Annotated in this window: 15 protein-coding genes; 5 read left to right on the top strand and 10 right to left on the bottom strand. The window is 60.7% G+C overall.

Annotated elements, in window-relative coordinates; all coding sequences use genetic code 11:
* Positions 1-28 precede the first annotated feature (28 nt).
* Positions 29-901, bottom strand: a complete 873-nt coding sequence (gene dapA / locus ACR0B5_RS10265) for a 4-hydroxy-tetrahydrodipicolinate synthase (RefSeq protein WP_480540231.1) — start codon at positions 899-901, stop codon at positions 29-31.
* A gap of 134 nt (positions 902-1035) precedes the next feature.
* On the opposite strand from dapA, the gene ACR0B5_RS10270 reads away from it, so the two are divergent.
* Complete coding sequence (locus ACR0B5_RS10270) at positions 1036-3009, top strand: lytic transglycosylase domain-containing protein (protein WP_480540232.1); 1974 nt, start codon at positions 1036-1038, stop codon at positions 3007-3009.
* Here the strand turns inward: ACR0B5_RS10270 and ACR0B5_RS10275 are convergent.
* Positions 2983-3852: a DMT family transporter gene (locus ACR0B5_RS10275; protein WP_480540233.1), complete on the bottom strand. Its 870-nt coding sequence runs from the start codon at positions 3850-3852 to the stop codon at positions 2983-2985. The genes ACR0B5_RS10270 and ACR0B5_RS10275 overlap by 27 nt on opposite strands.
* Positions 3849-4514, bottom strand: a complete 666-nt coding sequence (gene mnmC2, locus ACR0B5_RS10280) for a tRNA (5-methylaminomethyl-2-thiouridine)(34)-methyltransferase MnmC2 (protein ID WP_480540234.1) — start codon at positions 4512-4514, stop codon at positions 3849-3851. Before mnmC2 ends, ACR0B5_RS10275 begins: the two co-directional genes overlap by 4 nt.
* A gap of 55 nt (positions 4515-4569) precedes the next feature.
* Between mnmC2 and ACR0B5_RS10285 the strand changes: the two genes are divergently transcribed.
* Positions 4570-5604, top strand: a complete 1035-nt coding sequence (locus ACR0B5_RS10285) for an NAD(P)/FAD-dependent oxidoreductase (protein WP_480540235.1) — start codon at positions 4570-4572, stop codon at positions 5602-5604.
* Here the strand turns inward: ACR0B5_RS10285 and ACR0B5_RS10290 are convergent.
* From ACR0B5_RS10290 to ACR0B5_RS10305, 4 genes are all read right to left on the bottom strand, one after another.
* Positions 5596-6390 (bottom strand): HTD2 family dehydratase, encoded by a 795-nt coding sequence (locus tag ACR0B5_RS10290; protein WP_480540236.1) that lies wholly within the window; start codon positions 6388-6390, stop codon positions 5596-5598. The genes ACR0B5_RS10285 and ACR0B5_RS10290 overlap by 9 nt on opposite strands.
* An 11-nt stretch (positions 6391-6401) precedes the next feature.
* A complete protein-coding gene (locus tag ACR0B5_RS10295) occupies positions 6402-6947 on the bottom strand; it encodes an NADPH-dependent FMN reductase (RefSeq protein WP_170552461.1) in 546 nt (181 codons plus the stop codon).
* A 126-nt stretch (positions 6948-7073) separates the two neighbouring features.
* Positions 7074-7745 carry a YiaD family glycine zipper/OmpA-like lipoprotein gene (locus tag ACR0B5_RS10300; protein ID WP_170661536.1) on the bottom strand — a complete coding sequence of 224 codons (672 nt, stop codon included), beginning with the start codon at positions 7743-7745 and terminating at the stop codon, positions 7074-7076.
* 126 nt (positions 7746-7871) lie between these two features.
* Entirely contained in the window at positions 7872-8564 is a 693-nt protein-coding gene (locus ACR0B5_RS10305) for a helix-turn-helix transcriptional regulator (RefSeq protein ID WP_480540237.1), read from the bottom strand.
* Positions 8565-8673: 109 nt separating this feature from the next.
* Between ACR0B5_RS10305 and ACR0B5_RS10310 the strand changes: the two genes are divergently transcribed.
* Positions 8674-8865 (top strand): hypothetical protein, encoded by a 192-nt coding sequence (locus tag ACR0B5_RS10310; protein WP_170471344.1) that lies wholly within the window; start codon positions 8674-8676, stop codon positions 8863-8865.
* A 2-nt stretch (positions 8866-8867) separates the two neighbouring features.
* On the opposite strand, the gene ACR0B5_RS10315 is transcribed toward ACR0B5_RS10310, so the two are convergent.
* Positions 8868-9515 carry an RluA family pseudouridine synthase gene (locus tag ACR0B5_RS10315; RefSeq protein WP_480540238.1) on the bottom strand — a complete coding sequence of 216 codons (648 nt, stop codon included), beginning with the start codon at positions 9513-9515 and terminating at the stop codon, positions 8868-8870.
* A 95-nt stretch (positions 9516-9610) separates the two neighbouring features.
* Between ACR0B5_RS10315 and ACR0B5_RS10320 the strand changes: the two genes are divergently transcribed.
* Positions 9611-10021 carry a nuclear transport factor 2 family protein gene (locus ACR0B5_RS10320; protein WP_480540239.1) on the top strand — a complete coding sequence of 137 codons (411 nt, stop codon included), beginning with the start codon at positions 9611-9613 and terminating at the stop codon, positions 10019-10021.
* A gap of 2 nt (positions 10022-10023) precedes the next feature.
* Positions 10024-10734, top strand: a complete 711-nt coding sequence (locus ACR0B5_RS10325; protein ID WP_480540240.1) for an SGNH/GDSL hydrolase family protein — start codon at positions 10024-10026, stop codon at positions 10732-10734.
* Here ACR0B5_RS10325 and rarD read toward each other — a convergent pair.
* Together rarD and ACR0B5_RS10335 are read right to left on the bottom strand one after the other, a co-directional pair.
* Positions 10725-11630 (bottom strand): EamA family transporter RarD, encoded by a 906-nt coding sequence (gene rarD / locus ACR0B5_RS10330; protein WP_480540241.1) that lies wholly within the window; start codon positions 11628-11630, stop codon positions 10725-10727. The two genes, ACR0B5_RS10325 and rarD, sit on opposite strands and share 10 nt — an antisense overlap.
* A gap of 254 nt (positions 11631-11884) precedes the next feature.
* Positions 11885-14338 (bottom strand): GcvT family protein, encoded by a 2454-nt coding sequence (locus ACR0B5_RS10335; protein ID WP_480540242.1) that lies wholly within the window; start codon positions 14336-14338, stop codon positions 11885-11887.
* Positions 14339-14365: the final 27 nt, after the last annotated feature.

Below are 14365 nucleotides of genomic sequence, written 5' to 3' on the forward strand. Positions count from 1 at the left end.
GGCCGCCCTTTTCATTAGAACGTCTAGTTTAGATCAGACCTGCATGCGCCATCGCGGCTTCGATCGCAGTCTTGGTGCTGTCTTCCAGTTCAGTCAGAGGGGAGCGAACTTCGGTGCTGCAGAGGCCCAGTTTGCTCAGCGCGTATTTGGCGCCGACTAGGCCGGGCTCGATGAAGATCGCTTCGTGCAGAGGCATCAGGCGATCCTGATAGTCCAATGCCTTGGCATAGTCGCCCGCCAGCGTTGCCTGTTGGAACTCGGCGCAGAGTTTCGGAGCCACGTTGGCCGTGACCGAGATACAGCCTACCCCGCCATGCGCGTTGAAGCCCAGCGCGGTGGCGTCTTCGCCCGACAGCTGACAGAAGTCGGCGCCACAGCTTGCGCGCTGCTGGCTGACTCTCGCCAGATCGCCGGTTGCGTCTTTGACACCGACAATGCGCGGCAGCTTGGCCAGTTCGCCCATGGTCGCGGGGGTCATGTCAATGACCGAGCGGCCCGGGATGTTGTAGATGATGATCGGAATCTCGGCGCAATCGTGCAGGGCGCGGAAATGGGCCAACAGGCCTTTTTGAGTCGGCTTGTTGTAATATGGTGTGACCACCAGTGCCGCATCGGCCCCGACATTCTTGGCAAACTGGACGAATCGAACTGCCTCGACGGTGTTGTTCGAACCTGCGCCCGCAATCACCGGCACCCGACCTGCGGCAGCTTTGACCACTTCGGCCACGACGGTTTCGTGCTCTTCATGGCTCAGCGTCGGGCTTTCGCCGGTGGTGCCAACGGGGACCAGGCCGGTTGAGCCTTCCTTTATCTGCCACTCTACCAAGTGTTTGAGCGTATCCAGGTCCAACTCGCCGTTGCTGAACGGGGTGACGAGGGCTGGAATTGAGCCTTTGAACATGGGTCGCGCTCCTTGAAGTGCGGTTGCAGTATTTGCACCATCCTCGCTCACGTTTTTGGCTTTGTGAGTTGATACTGGCGGCGCAAGGTTTATCCTGAATGGCTCTATCCTCGGTTGGTTGGGAAATGCAAGGGATGACACGCGTTCTGGCCTTTTTGGCAACAGTGATTCTGTGTTTTGGGATGCAGGCAAGCGCCGCGCGGGCCGATGCGACCGGTGATCTGCGCGCCGGGCTGGCCGAAATGCGCAAAGGTGACTGGAACGAAGCGCTAGCGGTTTCTGGCGCACGCGGCTCGGTTACGCGTGACATCATCGTGTGGCATTGGCTGCGAGAGGGCTTTGGCAGCTCAGGCGATGTGCTGGTGTTTCTTGAGCGTCGCCCCGACTGGCCCGGACTGGCCTGGCTGCGCCGCAAGAGCGAGCCGTCCTTTACCGGGGCTGATCCGGATCGAGTGGTGAACTTCTATGCCGATCAGCCACCGCAAACGGCCGAAGGCGCGCTCAACTATGCGGTCGCTCTGAAAGCCAAGGGTCGGATTGGGGACGCCGAGGCGGATATCGTCACAGCCTGGCGCACCATGCCCATGGGGTCAGGGTTGCAGCAGGACTATCTTGAGAATTTCGGCAAATTGCTGAAACCGCACCACACAGCGCGACTGGATCGGATGCTGTGGGACAATCATTTGGTCAGCGCCGGGCGTATGCTGCCTCTGGTCAACGCCGATCGGCGCAAGCTGGCGGAAGCCCGCATTGCCCTGCAAAAACGCGAACCGGGCGTGGACGGCAAGATTTCTGCCGTACCCAAGGCTCTGGCAGGGTCTCCGGGGCTGGCTTTTGATCGCTTTGTCTGGCGCGACAAGAAAGAGTTGGACGACAGCGCCATTGATCTGATGCTGTCACGCTCAACTGGCCCGGACGCCTTGGGTGAGCCGGACAAATGGGCCGAAGGGCGACGCCGACTGGCCCGGCTTGAGATGCGGCAGGGCAGTGCGGCCCGTGCCTATGAAGTCGCCGCCAATCATCATATGACGCCAGAGATGGGTTATGGATACGCCGACCTGGAATGGCTGGCCGGGTTTCTGGCTTTGCGAAAGTTGAACGACCCCGCGACGGCGGTTCGGCATTTCCAAAACTTCGAAGGCGCAGTGAAGTCTCCGATATCACGTGGCCGCGCCGGCTATTGGCTGGGTCGCGCTTACGCGGCACAAGGGGATGCCGAGAAAGCATATGACGCTTATGCAATGGGTGCAGATTATCAGACGTCTTTCTACGGCATTCTGGCAGCCGAACAGATCGGGCGACCGTTTGACAGCACCCTCGCCAACCCACCCCGCGCCGCGCATTGGCGACAAGCCGAATTTGCGAACTCCAGCGTTTTGGAGGCCGGTCTGCTGCTGCTAAAGGCAGGGGAGGACAATCTCTCAGAACGGTTTCTGACCCACCTGGTCGAAAGCCTCGATACAGCGCAAGCCAATCAGCTGGGCGATCTGGTCATCGAGTTGAAAGAGCCGCATCTGGCCGTGATGATCGCCAAACGCGCCGCGACCACGGGAACAGTTCTGCCCGCAGCCTATTACCCCGTGCATCCGGTCGCAGATATCGGCCTGCCGATGGCCAAAGAGATGACATTGGCCATCGCCCGGCGTGAAAGCGAATTTGATCCGGTGGTGATCAGTGGCGCAGGCGCGCGAGGCTTGATGCAGGTGATGCCAGCGACGGCCAAACTGGTCGCGCAGGAGCTGGGGATCCTCAGCGGGCATCAGACCGGGCGGCTGACCACGGACTGGGAATACAATGCCAAGCTGGGGGCCAACTACCTGTCCAGCCTTGCGGCGGATTTCAACGGCAATGTGGTCATGATGGCTGCCGGGTACAACGCCGGACCGCGGCGGCCGATCTCATGGATGGAGCGCTATGGCGACCCCCGCGCCGGTGAGGTGGATGTGGTCGACTGGATCGAGACCATCCCCTTCAGCGAAACGCGCAACTATGTGATGCGCGTGACCGAAAGCCTTCCGGTCTACCGCGCGCGTCTGGGCAAACCCGCCCTGCCTGTGCCCTTCTCGCAGGAGCTGACTGGATCAACCCTTGCGGCGTTCGCGCCATAGAGTGAACAGCCCCGCAGCAACCACCAGCCCTGCGCCGACGACAACTTCAGGGCGCAAAACCTCGTTGAAGATTGCGATGCCAAGGATCGCCACCCAGACCAGATGGAGGTAGGCAAAGGGCTGCACCGCACTGGCCTCGGCCGCCTCATAGCATTTGATCAGCAGCCAATGGCCAAAGGCACCGCTAACACAAAGCGTTGCCATCCAGGCCCAATCCGCCTTTGCCATCGGCTCCCAGAACCACATGCCGACCAGCGTCATGGCAACGGCTCCGCTGACACCAGTCCAGAAGAAGCTGGTGGCGGCGCTGTCTCGGCGCGCGGCATAGCGGGTGAGCAGCGAATAAACCGCAAACAGAAAGGCCGAGATCAGCGGAATGATTGCCCAAGGATTAAACACGCCGACCCCTGGTTGCAGGATGATCAGCACGCCGACGCAGCCGACCCCGATCGCCGTCCAGCGCCGCCAACCCACGCTTTCACCCAGAACCGGGCCGCTGAGGGCCGCGACCAGAAGGGGGTAGCAGATGAAGACCGCCATGCTGTTGATCAGACCTAGCTTGGTGAAACCAAAAACGGCGACACAGATCTCAGTCACCAGCAGAACGCCGCGAAAGATCTGCAGTTTCGGCTGATCGGTGCGCGCCGCAGCCTTCAAGCCACCCGGAGCGCGCGCCGCCAATGCGATGACAAAAGCCGCGAAGAACCAATAGCGGACCATCACCACCATATAAGTGTTATACGTCCCGGCCAAATGGCGCGAGATCCCATCCTGCAAGGCAAAAACCACCGTCGAGGCGACCATCAGCGCGATCCCGGCCGAGATATTGTTCTGCTGCGTCACGCTTTCACCGCCCGTGTCATATGCCGTTTGCGACCGTATCCGGGCGCGCGGGTAACTGCGAAACCGGCCTCCTCCAACCCGCGGCGGACAAAGCCTGCCGCGGTGTAGGTGGACGCAGTGCCGCCCGGTGCCATATGATCGGATACCTGCTGCATCAACTCCGCGCCCCAGAGTTCGGGGTTTTTCGCGGGCGAGAAGCCGTCTAGAAACCACGCATCGGCCTTGCCGGTCCATCCGGGCAACGTCTGACGCGCGTCGCCTTCGATCACCTCAAGGTGCAGCGTGTCGAACTGACAGGAGCCGCCGTGCCATTGCGACAGGAAGCGGTCTGCCCAAGGTTGCACCTCGGGGAATGCGGCCAAGGCGCGCGCCATATCCTCGGGGGCCATAGGGAAGGCCTCAAAACTGGTGAATCGCAGCGGAGTGGTCTGGCCTGCGGCCTCCCACGCGGACCAGACGGTCAGCAGGTTCAGGCCGGTGCCGAAGCCCAGTTCGGCAATATGAAACCCCGGCGCAAAGCGTGCGGGCAGGTCGTTACCCGATAGAAAGACATGCCGCGTCTCCTCCAACCCGTTCTGCAACGAGAAGTAGGGGTCATTGAACTGGTCCGAGACCGGAATCCGGTCCTCTCTCCATGTCAATTCGGCGTGCTGGTCTGCCATCGGGGAATCCTGTAGCTAAGCGGCGCGACACTGAACAAGGAAGAGGGGTTTGGCAATGGTCGATGTGACGGTACGCGGCGCTGGCATTTTTGGCCTCTCCATCGCCTGGACCTGCGCCCGGCGCGGCGCGAAGGTGCAGGTTGTCGATCCCTTTGGCCCCGGCGCGGCCTCCAGCGGAGGGTTGGTCGGCGCCCTGGCCCCGCATGTGCCCGAGAACTGGAATGCCAAGAAAGCCTTTCAGTTCGACAGCCTGATCATGGCCGAACCCTTTTGGGCGCAGGTCGAAGCGACCGGAGGGGTCTCAGCCGGGTATGGGCGTCTGGGACGTCTGCAACCCATCATGGATGAGCGCACCCTGCAACTGGCGCACCAACGGCATGCCACCGCGCAAGAGCTCTGGCAAGGCCAGGCCGAGTGGCAGGTGCTATCCACGACGGAGGCAGGCCAATGGTGCCCGCCCAGCCCGACCGGCTATGTCATCCACGACACCCTGACCGCGCGCATGCACCCGCGCAGGGCCTGTGCCGCGCTGGTTGCGGCGCTCTCGGTCATGGGGGTTGAGGTGGTCGCTGAGGCCCCGGACAAGGGCCATGTGCTGCACGCGACAGGTGTCGCCGGGTTGCAGGAGCTCAGCCAAAGTTTCGGAAAAACTGTCGGCAATGGCGTCAAGGGACAGGCGGCATTGCTGCGCTTTGATGCGGGTGCGGTGCCGCAGCTTTTTGCAGATGCGATCCATATCGTGCCGCATGCAGACGGCACGCTTGCGATCGGCTCGACCTCGGAGCGGGATTATGATGATCCAACCAGCACCGACGACGCGCTTGAGGATGTGATCGACCGCGCCACCCGCGCCGTTCCCGTGCTGCACGGAGCCGAAGTGATCGAGCGGTGGGCCGGCGTTCGCCCCCGCAGCAAAAGCCGCGCTCCGATGCTGGGTACACACCCGCTGCACGACGGTCAGTTCATCGCCAATGGCGGTTTCAAGATCGGCTTCGGCATGGCCCCGAAAGTGGCCGAGGTGATGGCGGACCTGATGCTGGACGGTCGAGATGAAATCCCTGCGGACTTCCGGCCCGAAGCATCACTCTGACCGCGCTTCTGCCTGCATGCACTGTCGCCCTTCGGGGCCTCGAACCCACAGGTCTTGTCCTTTGCGGCAGAGTGTGGCCGTCTCGAAATGCAAAAGCGGCGCGGTTGCCCTGAAGGAAAAGTACGTCAGCGGGCCGATCACCTCCTCCGCAAACAGCATTAACAACTGCGCCAATAGCGGCCCGTGTACGACCAGCCCGCCATACCCTTCGACATCGCGCGCATAGTCCAAATCGTAGTGAATCCGGTGGCCGTTGAAAGTAAGCGCAGAGTACCGGAACAATAGGGTGCTGTCGAAGCTCACCTCGCGATGGTCTGTTTCGTCACCACGCGCCACGGGCGGCGTTGGCTTTACCTCATCCAGACCGGGATCTTCTCGATAGACCAGATCCTGCCATTCGGTGACACAGAGCGCCCCATCCTGCCAGATCTCATGCTTGAGCGTGACAAACCCCAACGGCCCAGTGCGCCCGGTTTTGCGGCTCTGTTTCTCCAGAGCCGAGTACCGCTGGGCCTTCACACCTGCGCGCAGTGGGGTATGGAAATCCAACCGCCCCCCGGCCCACATCCGGCGCGGCAGGCCCATGTCCGGGATCAGATCAATACCGACCCGAGGGTGCCCGTCGCGCCCCAGATCAGATGGTGCACGCGGGGACCAGAAGTAAAGCTGATGAAAGAACGGTGGCAACGCTGAACCGCCAGAGATCGTAGGCTCCAACCCCAGCGCAACTTGCAAGCCCGCCGCCCGGGCCGGGTCCATCACATCGCTTTGCCGAACCTCATGCATACCGTATCCGCCTAAAGACGCCCGACCTCAGCCCGCAGTTTTTGCATCAACGCATGTATGGTCTTTTCGTAGCGCTCACTTGTCAGCCGTCCCCCGTCGTCAAACGCGTTGGAGCTGTCGGCCAGATGGACCTCGGGGCCTTGCAGAATGCGCGGCTGGAACGGCACCAAATAGGCGCGAAGGACCATCTGGGCGCGCTCCCCTCCGGCCCGGCCCGCTGCGGCGGACATTACCGCAACCGGCTTGTCGGCCCAAGGTTTGCCCGAAGTGCGGCTGACCCAGTCCAGCGCGTTTTTCAGCACGCCCGACGGCCCCTTGTTGTATTCCGGTGTGGAGATAATCACCGCATCCGCTTGCGCGATCTGGTCAGCCAGCGTTTGCACGGCGGCTGGGATGCCCTCACCCTCTTCCAGATCCCCATCATAGAGGGGCAGGTTCAGATCCGCTTCGACAAAGCTGGCAGGATCAAAAAGGCGTGCCGCCTCGCGCAGAAGCTTACGGTTTGTTGCTGACTGACGCAGGGAACCGGACAGGCCAAGGAGGGTCGGTTGGGACATTGCGGGAAACTCCGTTTCAGTGTTTCCCAATAGGTAGACCGAGACGCGCGTGATCCAAACCCCATTTCTTGCACAGATCGTGCGCGCAAAAGGGCAGCCCTAAGACCGCCCGCAATGCACATAGAATTACGAGTTTGCGCTGGGTACGATGACGATCTCGACCCGCCGGTTCTGCGACTTGCCTTCCGGCGTCAGGTTCGAGGCAACCGGGTTGTTTTCACCACGTCCGATGGTGACGATCCGGCTGTAGTTCACACCGTTCGCCTGAAGGACGTCAGCAACCGCATTGGCGCGACGCTCGGACAGGCCTTGGTTGTAGGAGGCCTCGCCATCACTGTCGGTGTGACCGATGATCTGCACGTTCGAGTTCGGATAGTTCACGAGGTTCTGACCAACTCGCACCAGATCGGCGCGCAATGCCGGGCGGACCGTCGCACTGTCAGTGTCGAAGGTGATGTCATTGGGAACGGTCACAATCAACCGGTCGCCCGCGTTGACAATGGTGATCCCATCATTGGCCAGCTGCTGACGCAATTCTGCAGCCTGTTTATCAAGTTGGTTGCCGATCAGGCCTCCGCCAGCCGCGCCGATCGCACCGCCTGCCACCGCGCCCAAAAGAGGGTTCGAATTATTCGCGATTGCGCCAACACCAGCACCGACCAAACCACCCAAAACTGCGCCTTGCTTTGCGTTCTGATTCGGATCGGAGGGCAGGTTCAACGTGCCCGGATCGGTACAGGCCGCCAGAGCCATGGCCGAGCATAGCCCGGTTGCCAGAAAAAACTTGGAAATCGTCATGGTATCACCTTCTGCTCGGGCCCCCGTTGATCGGGTTTGCCTTGTTGCAGATCAGTATATCACGGCAGCGTTGCGCGGGCTCAAGCAACAATGCGGTGAAGTCGGCGAATCCCCGCCCATACCGGTTCAGACGGTCTGCGTGGCCGGATCTTCACGCTCCTGCTCGTTCCACAAATCCCGTAGCGAACTGCCTTGGCCCCGGAAACTCTGGCCCGTGTCTTCACAGGCCCAGATACGGTCCGTCCGGAAATGCCGGAACCCGCTCCGCAGCTCGCACCACCCGGCGAGCATCGTGCATTCGATGTGGTAGATCAGAGCCACAGGCCGAATGACTCGCTCAGAGCGTTCGCCCGCACCGTTGACATAGGTGATGCGCACTTTCTGCTCGGCCCGTATCGCTTCGCGGTAACTGGCCACAGGGATGCATCCTTTCGCGGGATCATCAACCGGCGCACCCCAGGTCGAGACCTGCAGCCAATCGGCAGGACAATGGAGCGCGTCGATCTTGTCACAGATGCGCCGCGCTGCCCGTTGCAGATGACTGTCCCCGGTGCGCGCCAGCATCGACAGCCCGACCCACAGCGCCTCAACCTCTTCGGCGTCGAAATTCAACGGTGGTAGATCATAGCCGCGCCGCATCAGATATCCGACGCCTGCCTCCCCCTCGATCGGTGTGCGCTGCGCCTGTAGCTCGGCGATATCACGGTAGACTGTGCGCGTGGACACCTCGAGCTTTTCGGCCAGTTGATCGGCTGTCACAGGCGCATCTGCGGCCCTGAGCATCTGGATGATTTCGAACAACCGGGTCGAGCGGCTCATGTCGGGGTCTCCTGTCAAACTGCTGACAGCCTAGCACATCCCCCTGACAAGGGGGTGTCAGGAGTGGTGCGCAACTTTGGGTCAGATTTCAAAAACCCGGAGGCCCAATATGCCCAGCCTAGACAACCATGTTCTGATGCATCTGAAACTTGAGCGCTGGTCGCAAGATCACACCCTTCGCGCCTATGAGATCGAGCGTGAACTGGCAGCCGATCGACACCGCGCACAACCCGCGCGCCGCAAAAGATCGCGTAGGTTTTCCCTCGGGAACCTGAAACTGCTGTGGACCAACGTGGCCTGACCCTAGAAATCCGCCTTGGCGCGAAACTTCATTGCCACGCCGCCCTCGGGGCTTTTAAGGCGCAACTCCTCGGAATGCAGCATGAGGCGCGGGAAATCGCGCGCTGCGCCATCGGCGTAAAACGGGTCACCCAGAATCGGGTGGCCCAAGGCCAGCATGTGAACGCGCAACTGATGCGAGCGACCGGTTTTCGGAAACAGGCGCACGCGCGTCGTGTCACCTTCATATTTGACAACACGCCAATCGGTGACGGCCTGTTTGCCCGTGCCTTGGCACACCATCTGACGCGGTCGGTTGGGCCAGTCGACGATCAGTGGTAGATCAACCGTGCCCGTCTTGGCTTCCAGCCGCCCCCAAACACGGGCAATGTAGGTTTTGCGGGTTTGTCGCTGCTCGAACTGCATGCTCAGATTGCGTTGCGCATGGGGTGTCTGCGCAAACACCATCACGCCCGAGGTATCCCTGTCCAACCGATGCACCAGCAGGGCCTGCGGAAACACCGCCTGCACGCGGGTCAGCAGGCAATCCGCCAAATGCGTACCTCGCCCCGGCACCGACAACAAGCCCGAGGGTTTGTTCACCACAATCAGTTGCGCATCTTCATGCAGCACATCCAGCGGTGTCTTGGGGGGATCGTAGGTCTCGCTCATGCCCGCGTGCCTATCCCACAGCGTCCCTTCCCGCAACGTCGTCCTTGCGCGAGACGCGCGTATCGTGAACCGTTGAGGAAAGAAGGGGAGAGGACATGCATCCAACAATCGAACGTATGCAAGAAGTTGTCGCCAAAGGGGACGAAGCCCTCATTCACGCGCTTTTGGCCGAGGACGTCCGCTTCATGCCGCCCACCTACTACAGCACCTGGACCGGCCGCGCGCAGGTTGCGGCCGTTTTGAGCCATGTGGGCAAGGTATTTTCCGACTTCCGCTACCGGCGGATCATGGGCAGTGGCAATGACTGGGCGCTTGAGTTTCAATGCAAGGTCGGAGATCTGGATGCGGTCGGCGTGGACCTGATCACACTAAACGACGACGGTTTGATCCAGCAATTCGAGGTCGTCATGCGCCCTCACAAGACCATTGGTGCCCTGCGTGAAGCGATGATGGCCCGTGTGATGACCGACCCGCGATTTCAGGAATTCAAATCCGCACTGAGCTGATCATGTCAAATCCGCTTGCCGCCGATCAGATTCTGCGTGTGCCCCTGCTGCCGGTTCTGGCGGCTCAGGGCTTGGCTGTGCGCCGCAAGGCCCAGCTGCTGCCGGAACCAATCGGACCGCGCCAGGGGCGAACCGGCCGAGGGCCTCGCCTGCGCCTGTTAATTGCAGGCGACAGTTCTGCCGCCGGCGTCGGCGCGGGCACACAGGATCAAGCGCTGTCGGGCCATTTGGTCAAACACTTGGCGCGGCGTCACTCGGTCGAATGGCGGCTTGAGGCAACAACCGGACACACGACCCGAGACACGCTTGAGAGGTTGCAAGCGATCGACGGCACATACGATGCGGTCGTCACCGCGCTCGGCGTGAACGACGTGACCCGAGGCGTGACCTACAAACGCTTCGTCGAACGGCAAAACCAATTGGCCAGGACTCTGACCCAACGCCTCGGTGCGCGACGCGTCGTGGTGACAGAAGTACCGCAGATGAACCGCTTTCCGTCCCTGCCCCATCCCTTGGCTTGGGTATTGGGTCGACAATCCGCGCGCCTGGATCGTGGTCTGCAACAGGTCGTTGCCGCCCATCCGCAACTCCGGCACTTGTCGCTGGATTTACCGGATGATCCCGCTCTTGCCGCGCCAGATGGATACCACCCCAGTCCCAAAACCTACGCGATTTGGGCCGAAAGCGCCGCGCGTCTTCTGCTTCAGGCCTGAGCCCGCGCCTGTCGGATCATCGGGATCGAATACACCACAAGCGCCGCCCAGATCAGAGGGAAGGCAATCATGCGGCCCCGGTCAATCTGTTCTCCGAACACGGCGACTGCGGTGATGAAGATCATGGTGGGCGCGATGTATTGCAGGATGCCCATCGTCGACAGCCTGACGAGCTTGGCCCCGTTGGCATAAACCAGCAAAGGCACCGCGGTCACGACACCAGCGCAAGACAGCAAAACAGTATCCGAGGCCAACACCCCGAAATGCCCGGTTCCCTGAACCCCAAGCCACGTCACATAAGCGATCGCGGGAATCAAAAGGATCAGAACCTCAAGCAGAAACCCCTGATTGGGCCCAATCGGCAGAGACCTTTTGAAGAAGGCATAGAACCCCCAACTCACCATCAAACCCAGCGCCGCCCAAGGCAGACGCCCCGCCTCGACCACCAGAACCAAAACGCCCAAAGCTGCCAGCCCGACAGCAACCAGTTGCATGCGCGTCAGAGGTTCTCGCAGCAACACAGCGCCCAAGGCGATACTGAACAAAGGGTTGATATAATACCCGAGCGCCGCATCCAGCGCATGGCCGGTTGAGATCGCCCAGACATAAATCGCCCAGTTGACCGAGATCAGCGCCGCCGTCAAAGCCGCCATTCCCAACATCTTGGGATTGCCCAACGCGGCCCTAAGGTCTCGGGTCCGCCCCAGAATGACAAGCAGAAGCCCCGCCACCGGCACCGACCAGATGACCCGATGCGCCACAACCTCAACCGGGCCAATATGGCTCAGCGCTTTCATATAGAGAGGCAGGAAACCCCACATGACATAAGCAGAAACTGCCAGCACAAACCCTTTTGGGGTGTCCGCATTCTGTGAAGGTGAGGAGGCAGTCGCCACGGGAAATCTCCGACAAGTATCGGACCCATTTACGGCAGTTCCTGAAGGGTTGAAAACTCTGAAAACAGTGAAGTCGCGCATAACGAATTGTGATGGGTCGACTTCGAACTCGCGCTTTTAAGCGAGGCTCTGCCTCGCGCTCCGGGATATTTTTAGCCAGATGAAGACCGGATCCCCTGCTTCATCTGGCCCTAAATATCCCGGGGGGAGTCGCGGCTCGCCGCGGCGGGGGCGGAGCCCCCCTGTTCTGCGGGTTAAACCTTCACGCGCTCGGACTTTGGATCATACATCGGTTTCAAAGACGCCTCGGCCTTCACTTTGACACCGCAAACGTCAATCTCGTAGCTCGATGCCAGAACATCCGCAGCTTTTTCGCCTTCACACGGCACATAGCCCAGACCGATAGCACCACCCAGAGTGTGGCCATAATTGCCGGAACTCAGGTAGCCGACATACTCACCATCGCGCACGATAGGTTCGTTGTGGAACAATAGCGGCTCGGCCTCAGTCAGTTTGAACTGCACGAGACGGTTTTTTGGGCCGCTCTCTTTCCGCGCGATCACGGCTTCGCGGCCGATGAAGTCACAGCCCTTGTCGACCTTCACGGCAAAACCAAGCCCGGCATCAACCACGTGGTCTTCACAGGTGATGTCATGCCCAAAATGGCGGAAGCCCTTTTCGATGCGGCAGCTGTCCATCATGTGCATACCGCACAGCTTTAGACCCATATCCTGCCCAGCCGCGTGCAGCGTCTCGAAGGCATGTCCTGCCATGTCAGAAGAGACATAGATCTCCCATCCCAGCTCTCCCACATAGGTGACGCGATGCGCGCGGGCGAGGCCCATGCCAAGCTCGATCTCTTGTGCCGTACCAAATGGGTTGGCCGCGTTTGAGAAATCGTTGGGCGAGACTTTCTCGAGCAAAGCGCGCGCGTTCGGTCCCATGACGGCCAAAACGCCTTCGCCGGCGGTCACATCTGTGATGACGACGTTGAAGTTGCCCGCGTTGCGCTGCATCCATGTTTGATCCGACAGACGGGTCGCGGCTGGTGTGACGACCAGATAGGCGGTCTCGGTCAGGCGGGTCACGGTTACGTCGGCCTCGATCCCGCCGGTGCGGTTCAGGAACTGGGTGTAGACAATCTTGCCATTCGGCACCGAGTAATCTCCACCGCCGATGTAGTTCATGAACCTCTCGGCGTCGGGGCCTTCGACGCGGATTTTCCCGAAGGAGGACATGTCATACATGCCGACATTTTCGCGCACGGCGCGGTGTTCTGCGGCAGAGTTTTCGAACCAGTTCTGACGCTTCCAGCTATATTGGTATTCGCGTTCCTGCCCGTCATTGGCGAACCAGTTGGCGCGTTCCCAACCGGCCAATTCCCCCATGACCGCGCCTTGTTCCAACAGGTGATGGTGGAACGGAGTTCGCCGCACTCCGCGTGCCGTGGCTTTCTGACGGTAGGGGAAGTGATCGGCGTAGAGCAGGCCCAGAGTCTCTTTCGAGCGCTCGAACAGGTACTGCTTGTTGCCTTGGAAGGGCTGCATCCGGCTGATGTCGACATCGCCCAGATCAAACGGCTTCTCACCGCTGTCCATCCATTCGGCCAACGCCATGCCCGCGCCACCGGCCGACTGGATACCGATCGAGTTGAAGCCCGCCGCGACCCAGACATTGTCCATCTCGGGCGCAAGACCCAAGTGATAGGCATCATCGGGAGTGAAAGATTCAGGTCCGTTGAAGAAGGTGTGGATACCGGCTTCGGCCAGCATCGGCATACGGTTCACCGCCGCTTCGAGGATTGGTTCAAAATGGTCGAAATCCTCGGGCAGTTGATCGAACTCAAAGCTGTCGGGGATACCATTCATGCCCCAGGGCTTAGCGTTCGGTTCAAACGCGCCGAGCAAAATTTTGCCTGCGTCTTCCTTGTAGTAAGCGCATTCATCCGGGACGCGCAGAACCGGCAGCTGTGTCAGGCCATCGATGCCCTCGGTGACAATGTAGAAATGCTCACAGGCATGCAAAGGAACGTTCACGCCCGCCATGCGACCCACTTCGTGGCCCCACATCCCAGCGCAATTCACCACCATATCGCATTCGATGTGGCCGGAGGCATTGCCATCGTCGGCAACCCAGTCAACGCCGGTGACCTTGCGCCCTTGCTTGACGACATCGGTGACCTTCACACGCTCTTTCACAATACCACCGCGTTGGCGCGCGCCCTTGGCCAGCGCCAGCGCGATATTCGCCGGGTCACCCTGCCCGTCCAACGGCAGATACACAGCCCCTTTGACGTCTTCGATGTTGAGATGTGGATACAGCTCGGCCACGCGCTCGTTCGAGATCTCTTCGACCTCAACGCCAAAGGCGCGGGCCATGGCGGCCTGGCGGTAGATCTCTTCCTTGCGCTCATCGGTCAGCGCGACGGTGATTGAGCCACAGCGTTTGAAACCTGTCGCAACGCCGGTTTCTTCCTCGAGCGAGCCATAGAGTTCCTGACTGTACTTCGCCAGCTTGGTCATGTTCGCCGTCGCGCGCAGCTGCGCGATCAGACCGGCCGCATGCCAGGTCGTGCCGCTGGTCAGTTGCTTTCGCTCAAGCAGCACAACATCTTTCCAGCCCTTCTTGGTCAGGTGATAGGCAACCGAGCATCCGATCACGCCGCCGCCGATGATGACCACGCGGGCCTTGCTGGGAAGATCAACCATAGTGAAGACTCCGTTCGTTCAGGTTTG

The organism is Ruegeria sp. AG1, from assembly GCF_056541705.1.

Bases quoted from the DNA above. Each gene is read 5' to 3' on its own strand.
- ACR0B5_RS10315 (WP_480540238.1), bottom strand. From the start codon at position 9,515: ATGAGCGAGACCTACGATCCCCCCAAGACACCGCTGGATGTGCTGCAT.
- ACR0B5_RS10325 (WP_480540240.1), top strand. From the start codon at position 10,024: ATGTCAAATCCGCTTGCCGCCGATCAGATTCTGCGTGTGCCCCTGCTG.
- ACR0B5_RS10285 (WP_480540235.1), top strand. From the start codon at position 4,570: ATGGTCGATGTGACGGTACGCGGCGCTGGCATTTTTGGCCTCTCCATC.
- ACR0B5_RS10335 (WP_480540242.1), bottom strand. From the start codon at position 14,338: ATGGTTGATCTTCCCAGCAAGGCCCGCGTGGTCATCATCGGCGGCGGC.
- ACR0B5_RS10270 (WP_480540232.1), top strand. From the start codon at position 1,036: ATGACACGCGTTCTGGCCTTTTTGGCAACAGTGATTCTGTGTTTTGGG.
- ACR0B5_RS10290 (WP_480540236.1), bottom strand. From the start codon at position 6,390: ATGCATGAGGTTCGGCAAAGCGATGTGATGGACCCGGCCCGGGCGGCG.
- ACR0B5_RS10305 (WP_480540237.1), bottom strand. From the start codon at position 8,564: ATGAGCCGCTCGACCCGGTTGTTCGAAATCATCCAGATGCTCAGGGCC.
- dapA (WP_480540231.1), bottom strand. From the start codon at position 901: ATGTTCAAAGGCTCAATTCCAGCCCTCGTCACCCCGTTCAGCAACGGC.
- ACR0B5_RS10320 (WP_480540239.1), top strand. From the start codon at position 9,611: ATGCATCCAACAATCGAACGTATGCAAGAAGTTGTCGCCAAAGGGGAC.
- mnmC2 (WP_480540234.1), bottom strand. From the start codon at position 4,514: ATGGCAGACCAGCACGCCGAATTGACATGGAGAGAGGACCGGATTCCG.
- ACR0B5_RS10300 (WP_170661536.1), bottom strand. From the start codon at position 7,745: ATGACGATTTCCAAGTTTTTTCTGGCAACCGGGCTATGCTCGGCCATG.
- ACR0B5_RS10310 (WP_170471344.1), top strand. From the start codon at position 8,674: ATGCCCAGCCTAGACAACCATGTTCTGATGCATCTGAAACTTGAGCGC.
- ACR0B5_RS10295 (WP_170552461.1), bottom strand. From the start codon at position 6,947: ATGTCCCAACCGACCCTCCTTGGCCTGTCCGGTTCCCTGCGTCAGTCA.